This window comes from Paraburkholderia sp. RAU2J, from assembly GCF_003634845.1.
Taxonomy (GTDB): Bacteria; Pseudomonadota; Gammaproteobacteria; order Burkholderiales; family Burkholderiaceae; genus Paraburkholderia; species Paraburkholderia fynbosensis.
Genome location: NZ_RBXG01000001.1, coordinates 683,661 through 702,640, shown reverse-complemented (window position 1 = coordinate 702,640; position 18,980 = coordinate 683,661). Strand labels below are relative to the sequence as shown.

The window sequence follows — 18,980 nt, the reverse complement described above, 5'->3', positions numbered from 1 at the left end:
CGGGGAAGAGGCAGAACCTACGTCAGTCGTGTGACATGCCGGGAACGTGGTAAGCCTGTACGGTTGCCAGCGCAGTCAGGCTGGCAAGCGAACCGTAAGGGACGCTGTTGATTGTGCAGGTATGGGAGGACGGAAAAAGCGAAGGTCGGGCTGTAACGGTCCGGATAGGGGTTGGAACATCACCCCACGCGAAAGCGGGCAGACTTCCGTCTGGTCTACCGTCGCAAGACGGCTGACTACCCTCTGTCACTTGGTTAGATGCGGGCGCATGCGCCCGTATTGAGGAGTTTGTCCGAGATGTGAGTGCATGCGCTCATATTGAGGTGTCTGTTGTTCCCCAGCGGGGTGCGTCTTCCCCGCTGGGGGAGATGCGCCTTCTGCCGGGGATCTAATCCAAGGTAGGAGAGCAGCATGAAAGTATCTGGTCGAAAGACCGGATCTGCGCTTTCCCACGCGCCGGACAATTGGCACGCCATCGATTGGCGTCGAGTTGAGCGGAACGTGAGAGGGATGCAGATTCGAATTGCGAAGGCGACGCGGGAAGGTAACTGGCGCAGGGTGAAAGCCTTGCAACGGATGCTGACCCGCACGTTGTCCGCAAAGCTGTATGCGGTGCGACGTGTTACGCAGAACCAGGGTGCGCGAACGGCTGGAGTCGATCGCGAGCTATGGGACTCGCCTGAAAGCCGATGGCTTGCTGTCGGCAGGTTGAAGCGGCATGGATATAAGCCTCTGCCTTTACGGAGGGTCTTTATCCCCAAGGCCAATGGGAAGGAGCGCCCTCTGGGCATTCCCACCATGCGGGACAGGGCGATGCAAGCCTTGTATCTGTTGGGCTTGGAGCCGGTAGCAGAGTCGACGAGTGACCCGAACTCCTATGGGTTCAGGCTCAACCGTTCGACGGCTGATGCCATGTCTCAAATTTTCGTTGTCATGGCCCGCCGCAGTTCAGCGCAATGGGTACTTGAGGCGGATATCAAGGGATGCTTTGACCACATCAACCATAAGTGGCTGGAAAACCATGTCCCGATGGACAGCGTGATCCTCCGCAAATGGCTGAAGGCTGGCCTGATTTACAAAGGGCAGCTACAGGCGACGGAGGCCGGTACGCCGCAGGGAGGCATCATTTCCCCGACGCTGGCAAACGTGACGCTGAACGGGCTGGAACGTGAACTGATTGCGCACCTTGGTGCGAAATTTGGGATCGGGAAAGCGAAGAAGCTGAAAGTAAATGTGGTGCGATACGCGGACGACTTCGTTATCACCGGCGACTCGAAAGAGGTGCTGGAACAGGAAGTCCGGCCTTGGATAGAAGCCTTCCTTGAAACACGGGGACTGCAACTATCGGAGGAGAAAACCCGGATCGTCCGCATTGACGAAGGCTTCGATTTCCTTGGGTGGAATTTCCGTAAGTACTCGGGGACGCTACTCATTAAGCCGAGCAGGAAGAACGTGCAGACGTTCTACCGCAAGGTGGCGGATACGATCAGCGGTCACAAGGGGGTAAAGCAGGAGGAGCTGATCCGATTGCTGAATCCGATGCTACGAGGCTGGGCGCAATATCACAGCCCCGTAGTTGCCAAGCAGGCGTATAGCCGTATGGAGTCGTTGGTGTTTTATCGACTCTGGCGGTGGTCGAAGCGGAGGCATCCACAGAAGAGCGCCGAGTGGGTGAGACGGAAGTATTTTCACTCGATTGGCAATCGGCATTGGGTGTTCGCCGCTCCCGTAGTCCAAGAGGACGGCAGCAAGGGTTTGCTTGAGTTGTACCGGATCAGCGGTACGGACATCAGGCGCCACAGGAAGGTCAAAGGGGAATTCAATCCTTTTGATCCAATGTGGGAGCAGTACAGCGAGCAATTGCGGCAGGATCGCATGGAGTACTCGATGCGCTATCGCAAGCAATGGGTGGCGCTGTACAAGTCACAGGGCGGATTGTGTGCGCACTGTGGCTGGGCTCTGACGAACGAGACAAGTTGGCACGACCATCATCTGGAATATCGGATGCATGGCGGGACCGACGCTCTGTCCAACAGGGTTTTGCTACACCCCGACTGCCACCGGCAGGTACACGTTGGTAAACTTGTGGTAACTAAGCCGGCTCCGTCGTTGCACTGACGGGGCTTTGTAAAAGAAATATGTAGGCTTGAGCCGTATGCGGGGAAACTCGCACGTACGGTTCTTAGGGGGCCCCTCTTCCGCAAGGAAGGGGGGCTACCCTACCTTGACGCCCTCCGGTTACTCGATGCCCACCCCATTTGCGCGCTACCTGTCTCTCATTCTGCTGGCTCTCGCGTTGGTGCTGCCGTATGCGGTCGCCAACCATACGTACCCGATTCCGACCTTCTACGCTGAGTTCACCGCGCTCGCGCTGTATCTGCTGACCGGTGCGGGTGTCGTGTTGCTGATGGCGACGGCGAGACCACGCATCACGTTCGCATCGCCGATGGTCGCGCTGGTGCCGTTGCTGTTCGGACTGGTGCTGGTCGCGCAAGCGTTGCTGCTGCCGGTCGCACAGCCGTCGATGAACTGGCTCGGCGGCGGTTTCCTGCTCGCGGGGTTCATGGCGGTTCATGCGGGCTACGGCTTCTCGCGCGCCAAGCTCGACGAGACCGCATTGCGCTGGGCGGCTGGCGCGCTGATCGTGGGTGGGTTGTTCGCGGTGTTCAGTCAGGTAATCCAGCTCTTTCACCTGGAGACGCGCGTGGCGCCGTTCGTCGTCGCGTATAACGTGACCGTTGAGCGCCGGCCGTTCGGCAATATGGCGCAGGCGAACCACCTCGCCACCTATATCGCCTTCGCGATGGCGGGCGCGCTGTACCTCGTGCAGACGCGGCGGCTGGCCGTCGGCATCTGGCTGCTCGTATCGACGATCTTCGCGGCGGGACTGGCGCTGACCGTATCGCGCGGCCCGTGGCTACAGATGGGGGTGATCGTCGTTGCGGGTTTCTGGATGGCATTCGCGCAGATTCGCAGCGAACCTCTGCTACGCCGCAGCAACCGCGAGTGGATCATCCCGATCGCTCTTGCCGTGCTGTTCTTCGTGGTCAACGCGCTGATCCGCTGGGCCGATGTGCACTATCACCTTGAACTCGCACAGTCGGCGGCGGACCGCTTCAAGGACGCCGGTCAGATCGCGCCGCGCCTCGCGCTGTGGAAGTACGGCTGGACGATGTTCAGGACCCATCCGCTGCTGGGCGTCGGCTGGGGCGAATTTCCGAGCTACCAGTACGAGCTGGTGAGGACGCTCGGCGGCGTCGAGATCGCCAATAATTCGCACGATATCTTCATCGATCTGCTCGCGAAGACCGGCCTGATCGGTGTGGCCATCGTGCTGTTCGGGCTCGTCGCCTGGCTCGTGCGCGTCGCGCGTGCCCCGCAAAGCGCGACGCGCGTGTTCGGCATCGCGCTGATTGGCGTGCTGACGATGCATGCGCTGGTCGAATATCCGCAGCAGTACATGTTCTTCCTGTTGCCGGCGATGTTCGTGTTCGGCTTGCTCGAGACCCGGCCGTTGCGGCTCGTGCCCGCACGTCTGTCGTTCGGCGCGTTTGCGGTGGTGGTGTTCGGCGGACTGGCCGCGCTGTATCCGGTATATCGCGACTATGCGCGCGCGGAGGTGCTGTACTACGGCTCGCGGCCGGCGGAGCAATACACTGCGGCCCCGTCGTTCCTGTTCCGGGCGTGGGGCGAGTACGGCCTCGCGACGTTGCAGCCGATGAATTCGGTCGACCTGCAACGCAAGCTCGCGATGCACAGGCAGGCCATTGCGCTGCTGCCGGGCGAAACCGTGTTGCGACGCTATGCGGTGTTGCAGGCGCTGAGCGGAGATACGGCGGCGGCGCTCGATACCGTCGAACGCCTGAAGATTTTTGCCGAGGAGTTGAAGGACTGGCCGTCGCAACTGGGCTATCTGTACCAGTTGACCGATGAGCACAAGTCGCTGGCCGCCTTCAAGGCGGAACTGGTCAAGCGCTATGGCATGCCGTCGTCCGACGTCAATCAGCACGACGACGAGAGTGACGAGGATTGACGCCGGTCGCGTCCGTCGCAGAGATTCAAAGCGTCAGGGGAAGTGGGTTGATGGCGTAGGCCGCCATCAAGCCGCCACCCAATCCCCCGACTTCCCGCCGTGCTTCTCCAGCACCTTCACATCGGTGATCGTCATCCCGCGATCCACCGCCTTGCACATGTCATACACCGTCAGCAGCCCCACCTGCACGGCGGTCAGCGCTTCCATCTCCACACCTGTTCGACCGAGCGTTTCCACCTGAACCGTGCAGTGCACGCCAGGCAGCGTTTCATCGAGTTCGAAGTCCACTTTTACGCGCGTCAGCGCGAGCGGATGACAGAGGGGGATCAGATCGGCAGTGCGCTTCGAGCCTTGAATCGCTGCAATGCGCGCGATGCCGATCACGTCGCCCTTTTTGGCGTTGCCGTCGCGGATCAGCCCGAACGTCTGCGGCAGCATGCGGATCGAGCCGCGCGCGATGGCGATGCGCTTGGTCTCCTGCTTGCCGCCGACGTCCACCATATGCGCTTGGCCCGCGGCGTCGAAATGAGTGAGTTCAGGCATGGTTGGCTCCTTCAGAGGGCGCCTATCATAGCAGTGCGACGCAACCACCCGGAGCGCCGCATCGACTGATTACAATTGCCCCGTGCCCGCTATCTTAGACCGAGCGGCGGGCGTCGCTTTCCGACTTCGTTACCGATCTCGCGATGCGTCTGAAACGGTTTCTTGCTGCGTTGGTGTCTGTCGCGCTCGTGGCGCCGCCGGGCGCGTTCGCGCAATCGCATGCCGCGCCGAAACTCGCGCTCAACGTGCAGCCCGCTGAATCGCCGTTGATCAGCGGCCCGTCCGACGCCTACGCCGGCCCGCTCGTGCCGCCCGACATCGCGCAAGGCGTGTTCGGCGTGTACGGCGGCGCGCAGAGTCGCCTCTCCGGCAACGCCGGTCTGAACAGCAGTTGGCGCGCGCCGATCGCTACCCAGCAATTGCCCGACCTCGGTAGCGGAGGCTCGGGCGCGCTCACGCCGCAAGCCGAGCGCAAGCTCGGCGAGCGTGTGATGCGCGAAGTGCGTCGCGACCCCGACTATCTCGACGACTGGCTCGTGCGCGACTACCTGAACTCGGTGGCCGCCAAACTCGCGGCGGCGGCGAGCGCGCTCTATATCGGCGGCTATCGTCCGGACTTCGAGCTATTCGCCGTGCGCGATACACAGATCAACGCGTTCTCGCTGCCGGGTGGGTTCATCGGCGTGAATACCGGTTTGATCGCGACGACGCAGACCGAGTCCGAACTGGCGTCGGTACTGGGTCACGAAATGGGCCACGTGCTGCAGCGTCACATTTCGCGGATGATCTCCGCCAGCGAGCGCAGCAGCTATGCCGCGCTTGCCGGCCTGCTGTTCGGTGTGCTGGCGGGCGTGCTCGCGCACAGCGGGGACCTGGGCAGCGCGATTGCGATCGGCGGCCAGGCGTATTCGGTCGACAACCAGCTGCGCTTTTCGCGTTCCGCCGAGCACGAGGCTGACCGCGTCGGCTTTCTGCTGCTGGCCGGCGCGGGCTACGACCCCTACGCGATGGTGACCTTCTTCGGCCGGCTCGATCGCGCGGCAATGAGCGAAACGGGTGTTCCCGCATACGCGCGCACACACCCGCTGACCGGCGAGCGGATCGCCGACATGGAAGACCGCGCGCGCCGCGCGCCGTACCGGCAGCCGCATCAGGCGCCCGAATACGGTTTCGTGCGCGCACGGGCGCGTTTGCTGCAGGACCGCTCGCGCAGCGAGTATGCTGACGAGATTTCGCGCCTGCGCTCGGAGATCGACGACCGCACCGCGGTCAACGTCGCGGCGAACTGGTACGGCATCGCGTATGGGCAGATGCTGCTCGACCGTTATGACGATGCGGTGGCGTCACTCGCGACCTCGCGCGCCGCATTCGCGACCGGCGAGCGTACCGAGGGCGCACCCGCGCGCAGTTCGCCGAGCCTCGACGTGCTGGCCGCCGACATCGCGCGGCGTGCGGGCCGCAACGACGAAGCCGCGCGTCTCGCGGAGTTTGCGCAGAAGCGCTGGCCGCAGTCGAATGCCGCCATCGACATGCACATCCGCACCTTGCTGACCTTGCGCCGTTTCGCCGACGCGCAGGCGCTCGCACAGAAGGAAACGCTCGCGCACCCGGATCAGCCTGCCTGGTGGCTGTATCTCGCGCAGGCGAGCGCGGGCAGCGGCGATGCGTTGACGCAGCATCGGGCGATGGCGGAGAAGTTCGCGCTGGAGGGGGCGTGGCCGTCGGCAATCCGGCAACTGAAAGACGCGCGCGATCTGAAGACGATCGGCTACTACGATCTCGCGACCGTCGATGCGCGCCTGCACGAAATGGAGAGCCGCTACAAGGAAGAACGGCTCGATGAGAAGAGCTAGGAGCTAGCTAGCGGTTAAGGCGGATCCGATCATCTGCGCGTACTGAGCACTTTACGTCGTGCACGCCAGGTCCTTGGCCCTAAACCTTCGCCGCCGGACTCGGCTCGAACCCGAAGCGCGTGGCGACCTCGCCGCGCCGTATCGCTTGCAGCGGCAACACGGCCTGGTCGTTCCAGTGGAACTCGCCGCTCATCGAATCGTCGGCTAGCGTCGCGTGATTGGAGAAGATCTCCAGATCGTGATCGTGCAAAACCGCGACTCTCGGGCGCGCCGCGTTGTCGGCATTGTCGGCAAACAGAATCCCGCCTTCTTCGTCGACAAACGCAGCCGCGGGCTCGAAGGCACCGCCTGCCTGGTCCTGCAACGCGAGCGTCCCATCGGCGTTCGCCGACAACCGTACCACCCACGGCGTGTAGCCCAACTCCACGTACACCCGCTGCGGGCCGTTCTGGAAAAACCACTGCCCGTGTTCGTCGGCGCCGTAGTTCCGGTTGATGAAGCCGAGCAGCGCCTCATGCCGGATCGGCGTGCCCGGCGAGCCGCTCGCCTGGGCCGCTTCGTCACGCATGCGCCAGTTGCCACGCCGGTCCAGCATCAGCCAGCCCGTGCAGCTCGGCACGTTCGGCCATTTGGCCAAAGCCTGTTTGACGATGTCATCCATGATCGACGTGCCGCTCCAGGTAGCCGAACACGCGCCGCGACAGCCAGTCGATGCGGCCCGGGAACGGCCCGGTCATGAAGCCGGCGTGGCCGCCGTGCCTCGGTTGGTCGAGCTCCACAGCCGCCGAGACTTCATGCCGCGACGGCAGGGCCTCCGCCGGCAGGAACGGGTCGTTGCGCGCATTGAGCACCAGCGTCGGCACCTGGATGTGCGGCAACAGCGGCCGCGTGGTCGCGCTGCTCCAGTAGTGGTCGGTATCGCGAAAGCCGTGCAGCGGCGCGGTCACCACGTTGTCGAACTCGTACATGGTGCGGCTCGCCAGCATCGCGTTGCGGTCGAACAGGCCGGGAAACTGGGCCAGCTTCTGGTCGGCCTTCTGCTTGAGCGTCTTCAGGAAACTACGCGTATAGACGAGGCCGAAGCCTTGCGATAACGCACGGCCGCCCGCATGCACGTCGATTGGCGTCGAAATCGCGGCGGCCGCCGCGACCACCGACGCGGCGTCCTCGCGCCGTTCGCCGAGCCAGCGCAGCAGTACGTTGCCGCCGAGCGACACACCCGCTGCCACGACCGGCCCGCGATGCGCGGCGCGCAAACGGCGCAGCACCCAGTCGACTTCGTTGCTGTCGGCGAGGTGATAAAAGCGCGGCAGACGGTTCATCGTGCCACTGCAACTGCGAAAGTGCGGCACGACGCCGTGCCAGCCGTAATCGCGCGCGGCCGCCATCAGCGTCGCCGCGTAGTGCGAACCCGAACTGCCTTCGAGGCCGTGAAACAACACGAAGAGCGGGGCGTCGACGGCGGGTGCATGGGGTGCGGCGGACTGGCCGTCCGGCACGACCCAGTCGAGATCGATGAAATCGCCGTCGGGCGTGTCCCAGCGCTCGCGGCGAAACGACACCGCCGGGCGGCGCGCAAACAGCGACGGGACGATAGTCTGCGCATGCCGGTTCGGCAGCCACAGCGGGGCACGGTAGAGCAGCTCGACAGTGGCCTCGACGGCGGCCGCGACCGTGGTCTGGGCCGTGCCGGAGGAAACGGGTTTATCGTGCGTCGAACTCATGCCGGCGTTGGAGCAAAAAATAAAGCGCGAACCTGATCCAAGACCGCACGTCAGTGCAGCGAGCCCTGACCATGCCGCATCTTGGTGGCGAACTGGCTCGCGGCCTCGTTCGGCATCGGGCTCGCGTGAATGTGCGCGATGCGCCACTCGCCGCGTTCGTGGACCATCACGTAAGTAGTGAAGACCATGGCAGGCGTAGCGGTGGGGCCGGCTGGCCGATGCGCCTCGGCAATCGCATAGACGACGGTGCCAAGACTGTCGTAGACGCGGATGTCGAGCGGCTCGATCGACACGCGCGCGGCCTCAAGCTGGCTCTGCAAGCCGGCGCGAATGCTGTCGAGACCGTGCAGGTGCGAGCCGTCGGCGCAGATGCAGCTGACGAACTCCTCATCGATCCACAGGCCCATCAAGCTGTCGATATTGACCTCGGCGACGGCCTGATAGTAGGCGTTCAGGGTGTCGGCGGCGGCTTCGAAGATATGGGCAAAACGTGGCATGGCTCGTCAGTCTCTTGTGCGCGGCGCGCGGTTGCGGAGCAGCGGTCAGCGGGACAGTCCGGCGCACCGGACCTGTCGGCCCCGCAGCGTCAGCATGCCCGTGCCGCAAGGCGCGAACATGACGCGACGCGCACGGGGGCGTGCGGTGTTGCGTGCAAGTATCAAGTCGACTATCAGTCGGCTCAGCGTTGCGCGAGCAGCATGCCGCGCAAATCGCCGAAGACCTGTTCGGCGCTCAGTTGCTTCAGACAGTTCAGATGCCCGAGCGGACATTCGCGCTCGAAACAGGGGCTGCATTCGAGATGAAGCCATTGTACCTTCGCGAGCTCCGACAAGGGCGGCGTGTGGCGCGGATCGGTCGAACCGTACACGGCCACCAGCGGCCGGCGCAGCGCGGCTGCCACGTGCATCAGGCCGGAGTCGTTGGTGACGACCGCGTTGGCCCGCGAGATCAGCGCGCAGGCTTCGCCGAGCGCCGTCTGGCCGCACAGGTTGCGCACGTTCGGCGCCTTCTCGGCGATCGCCTGGGCGAGCGGCGCGTCTTTCGGCGAACCGAGCGCCACGATCTGCGTGTACGGGAACGACTGGCCGACCATCTGCGCGAGCGCGGCGAAGTGTTCGGGCGGCCAGCGCTTGGCCGGGCCGTACTCGGCGCCCGGACAGAACACCAGCAGCGGCACGCGCGTATCCAGATTGAAGCGCGCCGACACGCGCGACGCTTCGTTCAGGTCCGTGTCGAGGCGCGGCATCGGCAGGTTGTCCGGGATTTTGGCGCCGGGCGCGTAGGCGAGGGCGGCGTACTGGCCGACCATCGGCGGGCGCTCGTCCTTGCGCGGATTCGCATGCCGCACGTTCAGCAGGCCATAGCGGCTTTCGCCGGTGTAGCCGATGCGCAGCGGAATGCCCGCCAGCCACGGAATCAGCGCCGACTTGAGCGAGTTCGGCAGCACATAGGCCGCGTCGTAGCCGACATCGCGCAAATCGCTCGCCAGTTGCCAGCGGCGCAACATCTGCAGCTTGCCGTGCGCGAGGTCGGTGGCGTAGACGTCGCGGATTTCCGGCATGCGTTCGAGCACGGGCGCGACCCACGAGGGCGCGACCGCGTCGATGACGATGCGCGGATGCAATTTCACGAGGCGCGCAAACAGCGGCTGCGCCATCAATGCGTCACCGATCCAGTTCGGTACGATAACCAACGCGCGACGCATCAGAGTGAGTGTCCGGTGTCGAAACGAAACGCCGCGCGCGCGATGCGCGTGGCATTCGGATTGATGAAAAGGGAAAAGCCGCGAACCGCGTGGCGCGCTTCCGGGGTAGCCGGAGGCGCCGCGGTCGCGGCCCGATGGCGGCGCCGTCAGAGCGTGCTGACCTGCGAGCTTGCGTGCGCTTGCTGTGTAATGCGCCCGGCCTGCCCGACGACAAGGCGGACAGCACCATGTTCAGCCTGTCAGCCAGCGAACCACACAACGAAACGGCCGACGGGGCGAACCTCAAAACAGCGGCTAACCCGCACCCATCGACCCGCGCCCGACACTCCGAGCCAGCGCCGCCGCGAGGCAACGCTCAGTGCGCCGTGTTCAATGACCCCTGACCACTTCGCCGTCGCGCAGCCTGTAACGCGTGCTGCAGTACGGGCAACGCGCTTCGCCGTGCGTGACATCGATAAAGACGCGCGGATGCGCGCTCCAGCGCGGCATGGCCGGGTTCGGGCAGTACGCCGGCAGGTCTTTTGCCGACAGTTCGACCAGCGGCATTTCCTTGATTTCGCTCATGGGCTTTCTCTTTGTATGCAGGGTGCGGGCGTTGCGCCGGTAGCCGGCCCGAAGGGCAACGGGCCAGAGATGGGCGCAGCGCGCGTTAGATCTTGGTGAGCCAGTGCGCGTACTTGTCGCTCTTGCCGTTCACGATATCGAAGAAGCCCGATTGCAGCTTCTCGGTGACCGGGCCGCGTGCGCCCGAGCCGATCGTGCGGTTGTCGAGTTCGCGGATCGGCGTGACTTCGGCGGCGGTGCCGGTGAAGAACGCTTCGTCGCAGGTGTAGACCTCGTCGCGCGTGATGCGCTTTTCGATCACCTGGATGCCCGCGTCGCGCGCGAGCGTGATGATCGTGTCGCGCGTGATGCCGTCCAGGCACGACGACAGGTCCGGCGTGTACAGCTTGCCGTTATTCACGAGGAAGAAGTTCTCGCCCGAGCCTTCCGACACGTAGCCGTCGACGTCGAGCAGCAGCGCTTCGTCGTAGCCGTCGGCGATCGCTTCCTGGTTGGCGAGGATCGAGTTCACATACCAGCCCGACGCTTTCGCGCGGACCATCGACACGTTCACGTGATGGCGGGTGAACGACGACGTCTTCACGCGGATGCCCTTGGCCATGCCGTCTTCACCGAGGTAAGCGCCCCACGGCCACGCGGCGATTGCGACGTGGATCGTGTTGCCCTTGGCCGACACGCCGAGCTTTTCCGAACCGACCCAGATGATCGGGCGCAGATAGCAGGACTCGAGCTTGTTCTCGCGGACCACTTCGCGCTGCGCGGCGGCGAGCGTTTCGTGGTCGAACGGCACGTCCATCTGGAAGATCTTGGCGGAGTTCAGCAGCCGCTTGGTGTGCTCCTGCAGACGGAAAATCGCGGTGCCGCCGGCGGCCGTCTTGTAGGCGCGTACGCCTTCGAAAACGCCCATGCCGTAGTGCAGCGTGTGGGTGAGCACATGGATTTTGGCGTCGCGCCAGTCGATGAGTTTGCCATCCATCCAGATCTTGCCGTCGCGGTCGGCCATTGACATACGATTCTCCAGCGGGTGCGTTGTGAAGTGCGGCTACGCGCGTCAGGGGCAGCCAAGAGCGTTATTTTAGCGTCTTTTGCACACGGAACGGGCATTTGGGCACATCCCGGACGCTATAATCCGGCACACGCATAATTCAAATCCGGATGCGCCAGCGGGTGCCTGACGACCTGGCGCCGACTTCCCTTCGTTGCGGCGCCTTGCGCCGGCTCGTTTCGCCTCATGCTCGCTCGTCTGTCTGATACCGATCGCCGTGCCTTCCGTGAGGGCGCGCGCGACTACTCGCCCACGCTGATGGCCATTTTCTCGTGGGGGCTCGTCACCGGTATCGCGATGAGCAAATCCGTGCTCACGCTGCCGCAGGCGCTCAGCATGTCGCTGCTGTGCTACGCGGGCTCGTCGCAACTGGCGGTGCTGCCGCTGCTCGCCGCCAAGCTGCCGATCTGGACCGTGCTGCTCACCGCGGCGATGGTCAACACGCGGTTCGTGATCTTTAGCGTCGGGCTCGCGCCGCACTTCTCCTATCTGTCGATGTGGCGGCGCATCGTGCTCGGCTATTTCAACGGCGACGTGATCTATCTGCTGTTCCAGAAAAAGAGCTTCCCGACCGGCTACGTGCCGGGCAAGGAGGCGTACTTCTGGGGCATGGCGGTGTGCAGTTGGCTCTCCTGGCAGGTGTCGTCGATCGCCGGCATCCTGCTCGCGAGCCTGATTCCCGACAACTGGGGACTCGCGCTGGCGGGCACGCTGGCCCTGCTGCCCATCATGGTGTCGGCGATCGCGACGCGCTCCACGCTGGTCGCGGTCGGCGTCGCCGGGGTCGTGTCGCTGCTCGCATTCGACCTGCCGTACCGGCTCGCGCTGCCGCTCGCAGTGATCGCGGCGATCATCGCCGGCAGCGCCGCCGACCTGATGGTCGAGCGCGCCGATTTGCGCCGTATCCGCAACAGCGCCGGAGATTCACGATGACATCCACGCAAGTCTGGCTGGCCATTTTCGGCATGACCTTCGTCACCGCGGTGACCCGGGCAATGTTTCTGATCGGGGGGGAGCGCACGGTGCTGCCCGCGCGCGTGCAGCGCATGCTGCGCTACGCACCCGCCGCGGCGCTGGCCGCCGTGGTCTTGCCCGACGTGCTGACGACGCCGGACGGCGCCCTGTCGTTCGCACCCTCCAACCATGAGTTTTACGCGACGCTATCCGGTCTCGGGTGGTTTTTGTGGCGGCGCACCATGCTCGGCACGATCGTCACGGGGATGGTGGTGTTCACGCTATTGCGCATCTTCGTATGAGGGGACGGATGGCGAATGCTGCGCCGCGTCATGGACGGTGCCGTCTCCAAATACGCGAGATTCGCCTGTGTGCGGGTCAGAAGGGAGTGTGGATCAGTTAAAATGTCGGTTCCCGGGTTATGCGCGCTGCTGCAAACGCGCGAGAGCCGCGGCCTTGCCGGCGGCGCCCGATCACGCGGAGCCGCTGCCGTGTCACAGCGCTGGAATTCGCCGCGCTCGACGCCTGTGCGCCGTCCGCTACCGCCTTCTCATCAACTCGCACACACACGCCCATGAACAAGGTATTGCGTCTCTCCGATCTGATCGCCGAAGGCAAGCTAGCCGGCAAACGCGTGTTCATCCGCGCCGATCTGAACGTGCCGCAGGACGATCAAGGCAACATCACCGAAGACACCCGCATCCGCGCCTCCGTGCCGGCTATCAAGGCGGCCCTCGATGCAGGCGCCGCGGTGATGGTCACGTCGCACCTCGGTCGCCCGACCGAAGGCGACTTCAAGCCGGAAGACTCGCTCGCGCCAGTCGCGAAGCGTCTGGCCGACCTGCTCGGCCGCGACGTGCCGCTGGTGGCGAACTGGGTCGACAACGGCGTAAACGTCGCGCCGGGCTCGGTCGTGCTGCTGGAAAACTGCCGCGTCAACAAGGGCGAAAAGAAAGATTCCGACGAGCTCGCCCAAAAAATGGCGAAGCTCTGCGACGTCTACGTGAATGACGCGTTCGGCACCGCGCACCGCGCCGAAGCGACCACGCACGGCATCGCGAAGTACGCCCCGGTCGCCTGCGCCGGCCCGCTGCTGGCGGCTGAGCTCGAAGCGCTCGGCAAGGCGCTGGGCGCGCCCAAGCGCCCGTTGGTGGCGATCGTCGCCGGGTCGAAGGTGTCGACCAAGCTGACCATCCTGAAGTCGCTGGCCGATAAGGTCGATCAGCTGATCGTCGGCGGCGGCATCGCGAATACGTTCATGCTGGCCGCGGGCCTGAAGATCGGCAAGTCGCTCGCCGAAGCCGATCTGGTGAACGAAGCCAAGGCCATCATCGACGCGGCCAAGGCGCGCGGCGCCTCGGTGCCGATCCCGACCGACGTGGTCACGGCCAAGGAGTTTTCGCCGAGCGCCAAGGCTGAGGTCAAGGCCGTCGCGGACGTCCAGGACGACGATCTGATTCTCGATATCGGACCGGAAACGGCCAGGGCGCTCGCCGCGCAGCTGGAAAAGGCCGGCACGATCGTCTGGAACGGCCCGGTCGGCGTGTTCGAATTCGACCAGTTCGGCAACGGCACGAAGACGCTGGCGGACGCGATCGCCAAGTCGTCGGCGTTCTCGATCGCAGGCGGCGGCGATACGCTCGCGGCGATCGCCAAGTACGGCATCCACGACAAGGTCAGCTACATCTCGACGGGCGGCGGCGCTTTCCTCGAGTTCCTCGAAGGCAAGAAGTTGCCGGCGGTCGAAGTTCTGGAATCGCGGGCTTAACGTGGCGACGCGCTCCCCAACGTCAAAGTCAGCGAAAGCGCGTAGCGGCCAGCGTGCCAACAAGCCGCGCGATACCGCGGCAGCGACGGCAGGGGAGCGCGCGGCGCGCTCCGCCGCTACGCCGGCGGCACCCGCCGCAACAGAAGAATCCGGCTCGTCTCTCGCGCCCGCGGAGTTGACCACCGCCGGCGAGGCAGCGGAAGTGTCCAGCGGACCTTGCGCGCCGTCGCCCGCGGAACTCCCCGCCGCGGAGACCGTCCCTCCACCGGCACCCTCCGTGCCGGTATCGAACACCGCTTCAACCTATAAAGCGACGCTGGTTTCAACCGGCGCGCAACCCCTGTCAGCATCTTTCGGTGCGCAGCCTCCGCATCCGACTCGCAGCGCTCTTTCCAGCGATCCTATCCAGACGAGGAGACTCATGCATCGCGCCACCAAGATTGTCGCTACCATCGGACCGGCTTCCAACACGCCGGAAATCCTGCTGCAAATGATTCAGGCAGGGTTGGACGTGGTGCGGCTCAATTTCTCGCACGGCACCGCCGACGACCACCGCCAGCGCGCCGAATTCGTGCGCGAGGCGGCCCGTCAGGCCGGCCGTGAAGTCGCCATCATGGCGGACCTGCAAGGCCCGAAGATCCGCGTCGGCAAATTCGAAAACGGCAAGGTCACGCTGGTCGCCGGCGAGCCGTTCATCCTCGACGCCGACTGCGAACTCGGCAACGAGCAACGCGCCGGTCTCGACTACAAGGACCTGCCGCGCGATCTGAAGTCGGGCGACGTGCTGCTGCTCAACGACGGCCTGATCGTGCTGAACGTCGCGCGCGTGATCGGCGATGAAATCCACACGATCGTGAAGATCGGCGGCGAGCTGTCGAACAACAAGGGCATCAACCGCCAGGGCGGCGGCCTGTCCGCGCCGGCGCTCACCGCGAAAGACATGGAGGACATCCGCACGGCGATGTCGCTCGGCGTCGATTACGTCGCGGTGTCGTTCCCGAAGAACGCGACCGACATGGAAATGGCCCGCCAGCTGGCGAACATCGCCGGCGCGCCGTTCGGCATCAAGCCGAAGATGATCGCCAAGATCGAGCGCGCGGAAGCGATTCCGGCGTTGCAGGGCATCCTCGACGCGTCGGACGGCATCATGGTCGCGCGCGGCGACCTCGCCGTGGAAGTGGGGAATGCCGCAGTCCCCGCGCTGCAAAAGCGGATGATCCGTATGGCGCGCGAATCGAACAAGTTCGTGATCACCGCGACCCAGATGATGGAGTCGATGATCTACGCACCGGTGCCGACCCGCGCCGAAGTGTCGGACGTCGCGAACGCGGTGCTCGACGGCACGGACGCGGTGATGCTGTCGGCGGAATCGGCGGCGGGCAAGTACCCGGTGCAGACCATCGAAACGATGGCGGCGATCTGTATCGAAGCCGAGAAGTCGGAGCAGTCGGAGCTGGACCGCGATTTCCTCGACCGCACGTTCACGCGGATCGACCAGTCGATCGCGATGGGCGCGCTGTTCACCGCCTATCATCTGGGCGCGAAGGCGATCGTGGCGTTGACCGAATCCGGCTCGACCGCGCTGTGGATGTCGCGTCACTGGACCCACGTGCCGATCTTCGCGCTGACGCCGCGGGTCGGCAGCGAGCGGGCGATGGCGCTGTACCGCAACGTGACCTCGCTGCATCTGGACACCAACACCGACCGCGACACGGCGTTGCAACAGGCGTTGGAGACCGTGGTGAGCAAGGGTTACGCGTCGCACGGCGACATGGTGGTGCTGACCGTCGGCGAGCCGATGGGGCAGGCCGGTGGTACCAATACGTTGAAAATCGTGCGGGTCGGAGAACCGTACTGATCAGGCAGCAGACTGCTCGATCGGCACCGGCCTGATTGAGCGAAGCAGGCCCGCATGCCCCGGAGAGGCGGCGCACCGCCCTCAATCGCGTCTTGAGCGGACAAGGACCGCTCGGCGCGTTAAGGCCCGTGCGACAGGGTATGCGGCTTGCTTCGCGATAAAATCGCCCCAAAAAAGATGCCGACGGCACAAGAATTCGTTTCAATCCAAGGAGTTAAGCATGCCTCTCGTATCAATGCGTCAACTGCTGGACCATGCCGCCGAAAACGGTTATGGCCTTCCGGCATTCAACGTGAACAATCTGGAGCAGGTTCAGGCGATCATGGCGGCGGCCGACAAGGTCAACGCCCCGGTGATCATGCAGGCTTCCGCCGGCGCGCGTAAGTACGCGGGCGAGCCGTTTCTGCGCCACCTGATCGAAGCGGCAGTGGAGTCGTATCCGCATATTCCGGTCGTGATGCACCAGGACCACGGGCAGTCGCCGGCGGTCTGCATGGCGGCGATCCGCAGCGGCTTCACCAGCGTAATGATGGACGGCTCCCTCGAAGCCGACGGCAAGACCGTCGCGTCTTACGAGTACAACGTCGAGGTGTCGCGCAAGGTCGTGGAAGCGGCTCACTCGATCGGCATCACGGTGGAAGCGGAACTGGGCGTGCTCGGCTCGCTGGAAACCATGAAGGGCGACAAGGAAGACGGCCACGGCGCAGAAGGCACGATGACCCGCGAGCAGCTGCTGACCGATCCGGAGCAGGCTGCCGACTTTGTCAAGCTGACGCAGTGCGATGCGCTGGCGATCGCGATCGGTACGTCGCACGGCGCGTACAAATTCAGCAAGAAGCCCACGGGCGACATCCTGTCGATCCAGCGCATCAAGGAAATCCACCAGCGCATTCCGAACACGCACCTGGTGATGCACGGTTCGTCGTCGGTGCCGCAGGAACTGCTCGCGGAAATCCGCGAATTCGGCGGCGACATGAAGGAAACCTACGGCGTGCCGGTCGAGGAAATCCAGGAAGGCATCCGTAACGGCGTGCGCAAGGTCAACATCGACACCGACCTGCGTCTGGCGATCACCGGCGCAATTCGCCGCTACATGGCGACCAACCCGGGCAAGTTCGATCCGCGCGATTACCTGAAGCCGGCGCGCGAAGCGGCGATGAAAATCTGCGTCGACCGTTACATGCAATTCGGCTGCGAAGGCCAGGCCGGCAAGATCAAGCCGCTTTCGCTTGATAAAATCGCGGAGAAGTACAAGTCGGGTGAGCTTGCGCAAGTCGTCCGATAAGCTATAACTGCTCTGCGCCTGGCCGTTTGGCCAGGTTGTCGTTAGATCGCCGTTCCCGCATCATCCGGGGAACGGCGTTTCCCTTTTGTTCCGCACACACTTTTGCCTCACTTTTAGCGAACCACGACGATGTCTACCCTCTACGAATCCACGCTCCGCTCGCTGCCGCTGCTCGGCCGCGGTAAAGTCCGCGACAACTATGCGGTGGGCAACGACCAGTTGCTGATCGTCACGACCGACCGTCTGTCGGCGTTCGACGTCATCATGGGCGAGCCGATTCCGAACAAGGGTCGCGTGCTCAACGAAATGGCGAACTTCTGGTTCGAAAAGCTGAAGCATGTGGTGCCGAACCACCTGACGGGCGTAGCGCCCGAATCCGTGGTCGCGGCAGACGAAGTCGAGCAGGTCAAGGGCCGCGCGGTGGTCGTCAAGCGCCTCGAGCCGATCCTCGTCGAAGCGGTGGTGCGCGGCTATCTGGCCGGCAGCGGCTGGAAAGACTACCAGGCAACCGGTTCGGTGTGCGGCGTCGAACTGCCGCCGGGTCTGCAGAACGCGCAGAAGCTGCCCGAGCCGATCTTCACGCCCGCCGCCAAGGCCGAGATGGGCCACCACGACGAAAACATCACGTACGACGAGATGGAGCGCCGCATCGGCACCGAACTGTCGGCCACGATCCGCGACATCTCGATCAAGCTGTACAAGGAAGCCGCGGACTATGCCGCGACGCGCGGCATCATCATCGCGGACACGAAGTTCGAATTCGGCCTCGACAACCACGGCAAGCTGTACCTGATGGACGAGGCGCTGACCGCGGATTCGTCGCGCTTCTGGCCGGCGGATCAATATCAGGTCGGCACCAACCCGCCGTCGTTCGACAAGCAGTTCGTGCGCGACTGGCTCGAAACCCAGCCCTGGAAGAAAGAACCTCCGGCGCCGAAGCTGCCCGACGACGTGGTCACGAAGACGGGCGAGAAATACCAGGAAGCGCTCGAACGCCTGACCGGCCATAAGCTCGCCTGACCCGCGTGGATCACCAGAAGCGCCGTTGGGGAAACAAGGAAGCCGTAAAGATGAGTGAAGCTCAAACCGCCCATACGCATGGCGCGCCGGTCGTCGGCGTGCTGATGGGCTCCAGTTCCGACTGGGAAGTCATGAAGAACGCCGTGGCGATTTTGCAGGAGTTTGGCGTGCCATACGAAGCCAGGGTCGTGTCCGCGCATCGCATGCCCGACGAAATGTTCGCCTATGCTGAAAGTGCGCGCGAGCGCGGTATTCGCGCGATCATCGCCGGTGCGGGCGGCGCGGCGCATCTGCCGGGCATGCTGGCCGCCAAGACCACGGTGCCGGTGCTCGGCGTGCCGGTGGCGAGCAAGTATCTGAAGGGCGTCGATTCGCTGCATTCGATCGTGCAGATGCCCAAGGGCGTGCCGGTCGCGACGTTTGCGATCGGCGAAGCGGGCGCGGCGAATGCGGCGCTGTTCGCGGTGTCGCTGTTGAGCGGCACGAGCACCGAGTACGCGGAAAAGCTGGCTGCATTCCGCGTCCGCCAGAACGAAGCGGCCCACGCTATGGTATTGCCGGCGCTGTAATCGCGCACCGGCTGATTGCTTTAAGACGTCCCCCTGTCCGACCCCCGGCCGGGTGTCTG

17 protein-coding genes are annotated in these 18,980 nt (G+C 64.3%); 10 read left to right on the top strand and 7 right to left on the bottom strand.

What is annotated here, in order from left to right; all coding sequences use genetic code 11:
• Positions 1-411 precede the first annotated feature (411 nt).
• Complete coding sequence (gene ltrA / locus B0G69_RS03210; RefSeq protein WP_121315627.1) at positions 412-2,118, top strand: group II intron reverse transcriptase/maturase; 1,707 nt, start codon at positions 412-414, stop codon at positions 2,116-2,118.
• Between the two features lie 127 nt (positions 2,119-2,245).
• Complete coding sequence (locus B0G69_RS03205; RefSeq protein WP_121319060.1) at positions 2,246-4,033, top strand: Wzy polymerase domain-containing protein; 1,788 nt, start codon at positions 2,246-2,248, stop codon at positions 4,031-4,033.
• 66 nt (positions 4,034-4,099) lie between these two features.
• Here B0G69_RS03205 and moaC read toward each other — a convergent pair whose 3' ends face one another.
• Positions 4,100-4,576, bottom strand: a complete 477-nt coding sequence (gene moaC, locus B0G69_RS03200) for a cyclic pyranopterin monophosphate synthase MoaC (protein WP_121315626.1) — start codon at positions 4,574-4,576, stop codon at positions 4,100-4,102.
• Between the two features lie 143 nt (positions 4,577-4,719).
• Here moaC and B0G69_RS03195 point away from each other — a divergent pair, with 143 nt between their 5' ends.
• Entirely contained in the window at positions 4,720-6,429 is a 1,710-nt protein-coding gene (locus B0G69_RS03195; protein ID WP_121315625.1) for a M48 family metalloprotease, read from the top strand.
• Between the two features lie 79 nt (positions 6,430-6,508).
• Here the strand turns inward: B0G69_RS03195 and B0G69_RS03190 are convergent, their stop codons facing one another.
• From B0G69_RS03190 to B0G69_RS03165, 6 genes are all read right to left on the bottom strand, one after another.
• Entirely contained in the window at positions 6,509-7,090 is a 582-nt protein-coding gene (locus B0G69_RS03190; RefSeq protein WP_121315624.1) for a DUF2946 family protein, read from the bottom strand.
• Positions 7,083-8,153 carry an alpha/beta fold hydrolase gene (locus B0G69_RS03185; protein WP_121315623.1) on the bottom strand — a complete coding sequence of 357 codons (1,071 nt, stop codon included), beginning with the start codon at positions 8,151-8,153 and terminating at the stop codon, positions 7,083-7,085. The genes B0G69_RS03190 and B0G69_RS03185 overlap by 8 nt, the downstream gene beginning before the upstream one ends.
• Positions 8,154-8,203: 50 nt before the next feature.
• Complete coding sequence (locus tag B0G69_RS03180; protein WP_121315622.1) at positions 8,204-8,650, bottom strand: nuclear transport factor 2 family protein; 447 nt, start codon at positions 8,648-8,650, stop codon at positions 8,204-8,206.
• A gap of 182 nt (positions 8,651-8,832) precedes the next feature.
• Positions 8,833-9,858 (bottom strand): lipopolysaccharide heptosyltransferase II, encoded by a 1,026-nt coding sequence (waaF, locus tag B0G69_RS03175; protein WP_121315621.1) that lies wholly within the window; start codon positions 9,856-9,858, stop codon positions 8,833-8,835.
• A 369-nt stretch (positions 9,859-10,227) separates the two neighbouring features.
• Positions 10,228-10,422: a zinc-finger domain-containing protein gene (locus tag B0G69_RS03170; RefSeq protein ID WP_121315620.1), complete on the bottom strand. Its 195-nt coding sequence runs from the start codon at positions 10,420-10,422 to the stop codon at positions 10,228-10,230.
• Positions 10,423-10,507: 85 nt separating this feature from the next.
• The gene (locus B0G69_RS03165) at positions 10,508-11,431 is read right to left on the bottom strand and encodes a branched-chain amino acid transaminase (RefSeq protein ID WP_121315619.1); all 924 of its coding nucleotides are present in this window, start codon (positions 11,429-11,431) and stop codon (positions 10,508-10,510) included.
• A gap of 222 nt (positions 11,432-11,653) precedes the next feature.
• Here B0G69_RS03165 and B0G69_RS03160 point away from each other — a divergent pair, with 222 nt between their 5' ends.
• The 7 genes from B0G69_RS03160 to purE all read left to right on the top strand — a co-directional run bounded on the left by B0G69_RS03160 (position 11,654) and on the right by purE (position 18,921).
• The gene (locus tag B0G69_RS03160; RefSeq protein WP_121315618.1) at positions 11,654-12,400 is read left to right on the top strand and encodes an AzlC family ABC transporter permease; all 747 of its coding nucleotides are present in this window, start codon (positions 11,654-11,656) and stop codon (positions 12,398-12,400) included.
• The gene (locus tag B0G69_RS03155) at positions 12,397-12,723 is read left to right on the top strand and encodes an AzlD domain-containing protein (protein ID WP_121315617.1); all 327 of its coding nucleotides are present in this window, start codon (positions 12,397-12,399) and stop codon (positions 12,721-12,723) included. The genes B0G69_RS03160 and B0G69_RS03155 overlap by 4 nt, the downstream gene beginning before the upstream one ends.
• A gap of 272 nt (positions 12,724-12,995) precedes the next feature.
• Positions 12,996-14,189, top strand: a complete 1,194-nt coding sequence (locus tag B0G69_RS03150) for a phosphoglycerate kinase (protein WP_121315616.1) — start codon at positions 12,996-12,998, stop codon at positions 14,187-14,189.
• 421 nt (positions 14,190-14,610) lie between these two features.
• Positions 14,611-16,047: a pyruvate kinase gene (gene pyk, locus B0G69_RS03145; RefSeq protein ID WP_121315615.1), complete on the top strand. Its 1,437-nt coding sequence runs from the start codon at positions 14,611-14,613 to the stop codon at positions 16,045-16,047.
• Between the two features lie 220 nt (positions 16,048-16,267).
• Positions 16,268-17,332 carry a class II fructose-bisphosphate aldolase gene (gene fba / locus B0G69_RS03140; RefSeq protein WP_121315614.1) on the top strand — a complete coding sequence of 355 codons (1,065 nt, stop codon included), beginning with the start codon at positions 16,268-16,270 and terminating at the stop codon, positions 17,330-17,332.
• A 129-nt stretch (positions 17,333-17,461) separates the two neighbouring features.
• Positions 17,462-18,352: a phosphoribosylaminoimidazolesuccinocarboxamide synthase gene (locus B0G69_RS03135; protein WP_042321200.1), complete on the top strand. Its 891-nt coding sequence runs from the start codon at positions 17,462-17,464 to the stop codon at positions 18,350-18,352.
• Between the two features lie 50 nt (positions 18,353-18,402).
• The gene (purE, locus tag B0G69_RS03130) at positions 18,403-18,921 is read left to right on the top strand and encodes a 5-(carboxyamino)imidazole ribonucleotide mutase (RefSeq protein ID WP_121315613.1); all 519 of its coding nucleotides are present in this window, start codon (positions 18,403-18,405) and stop codon (positions 18,919-18,921) included.
• The last annotated feature ends 59 nt before the right edge of the window (positions 18,922-18,980 follow it).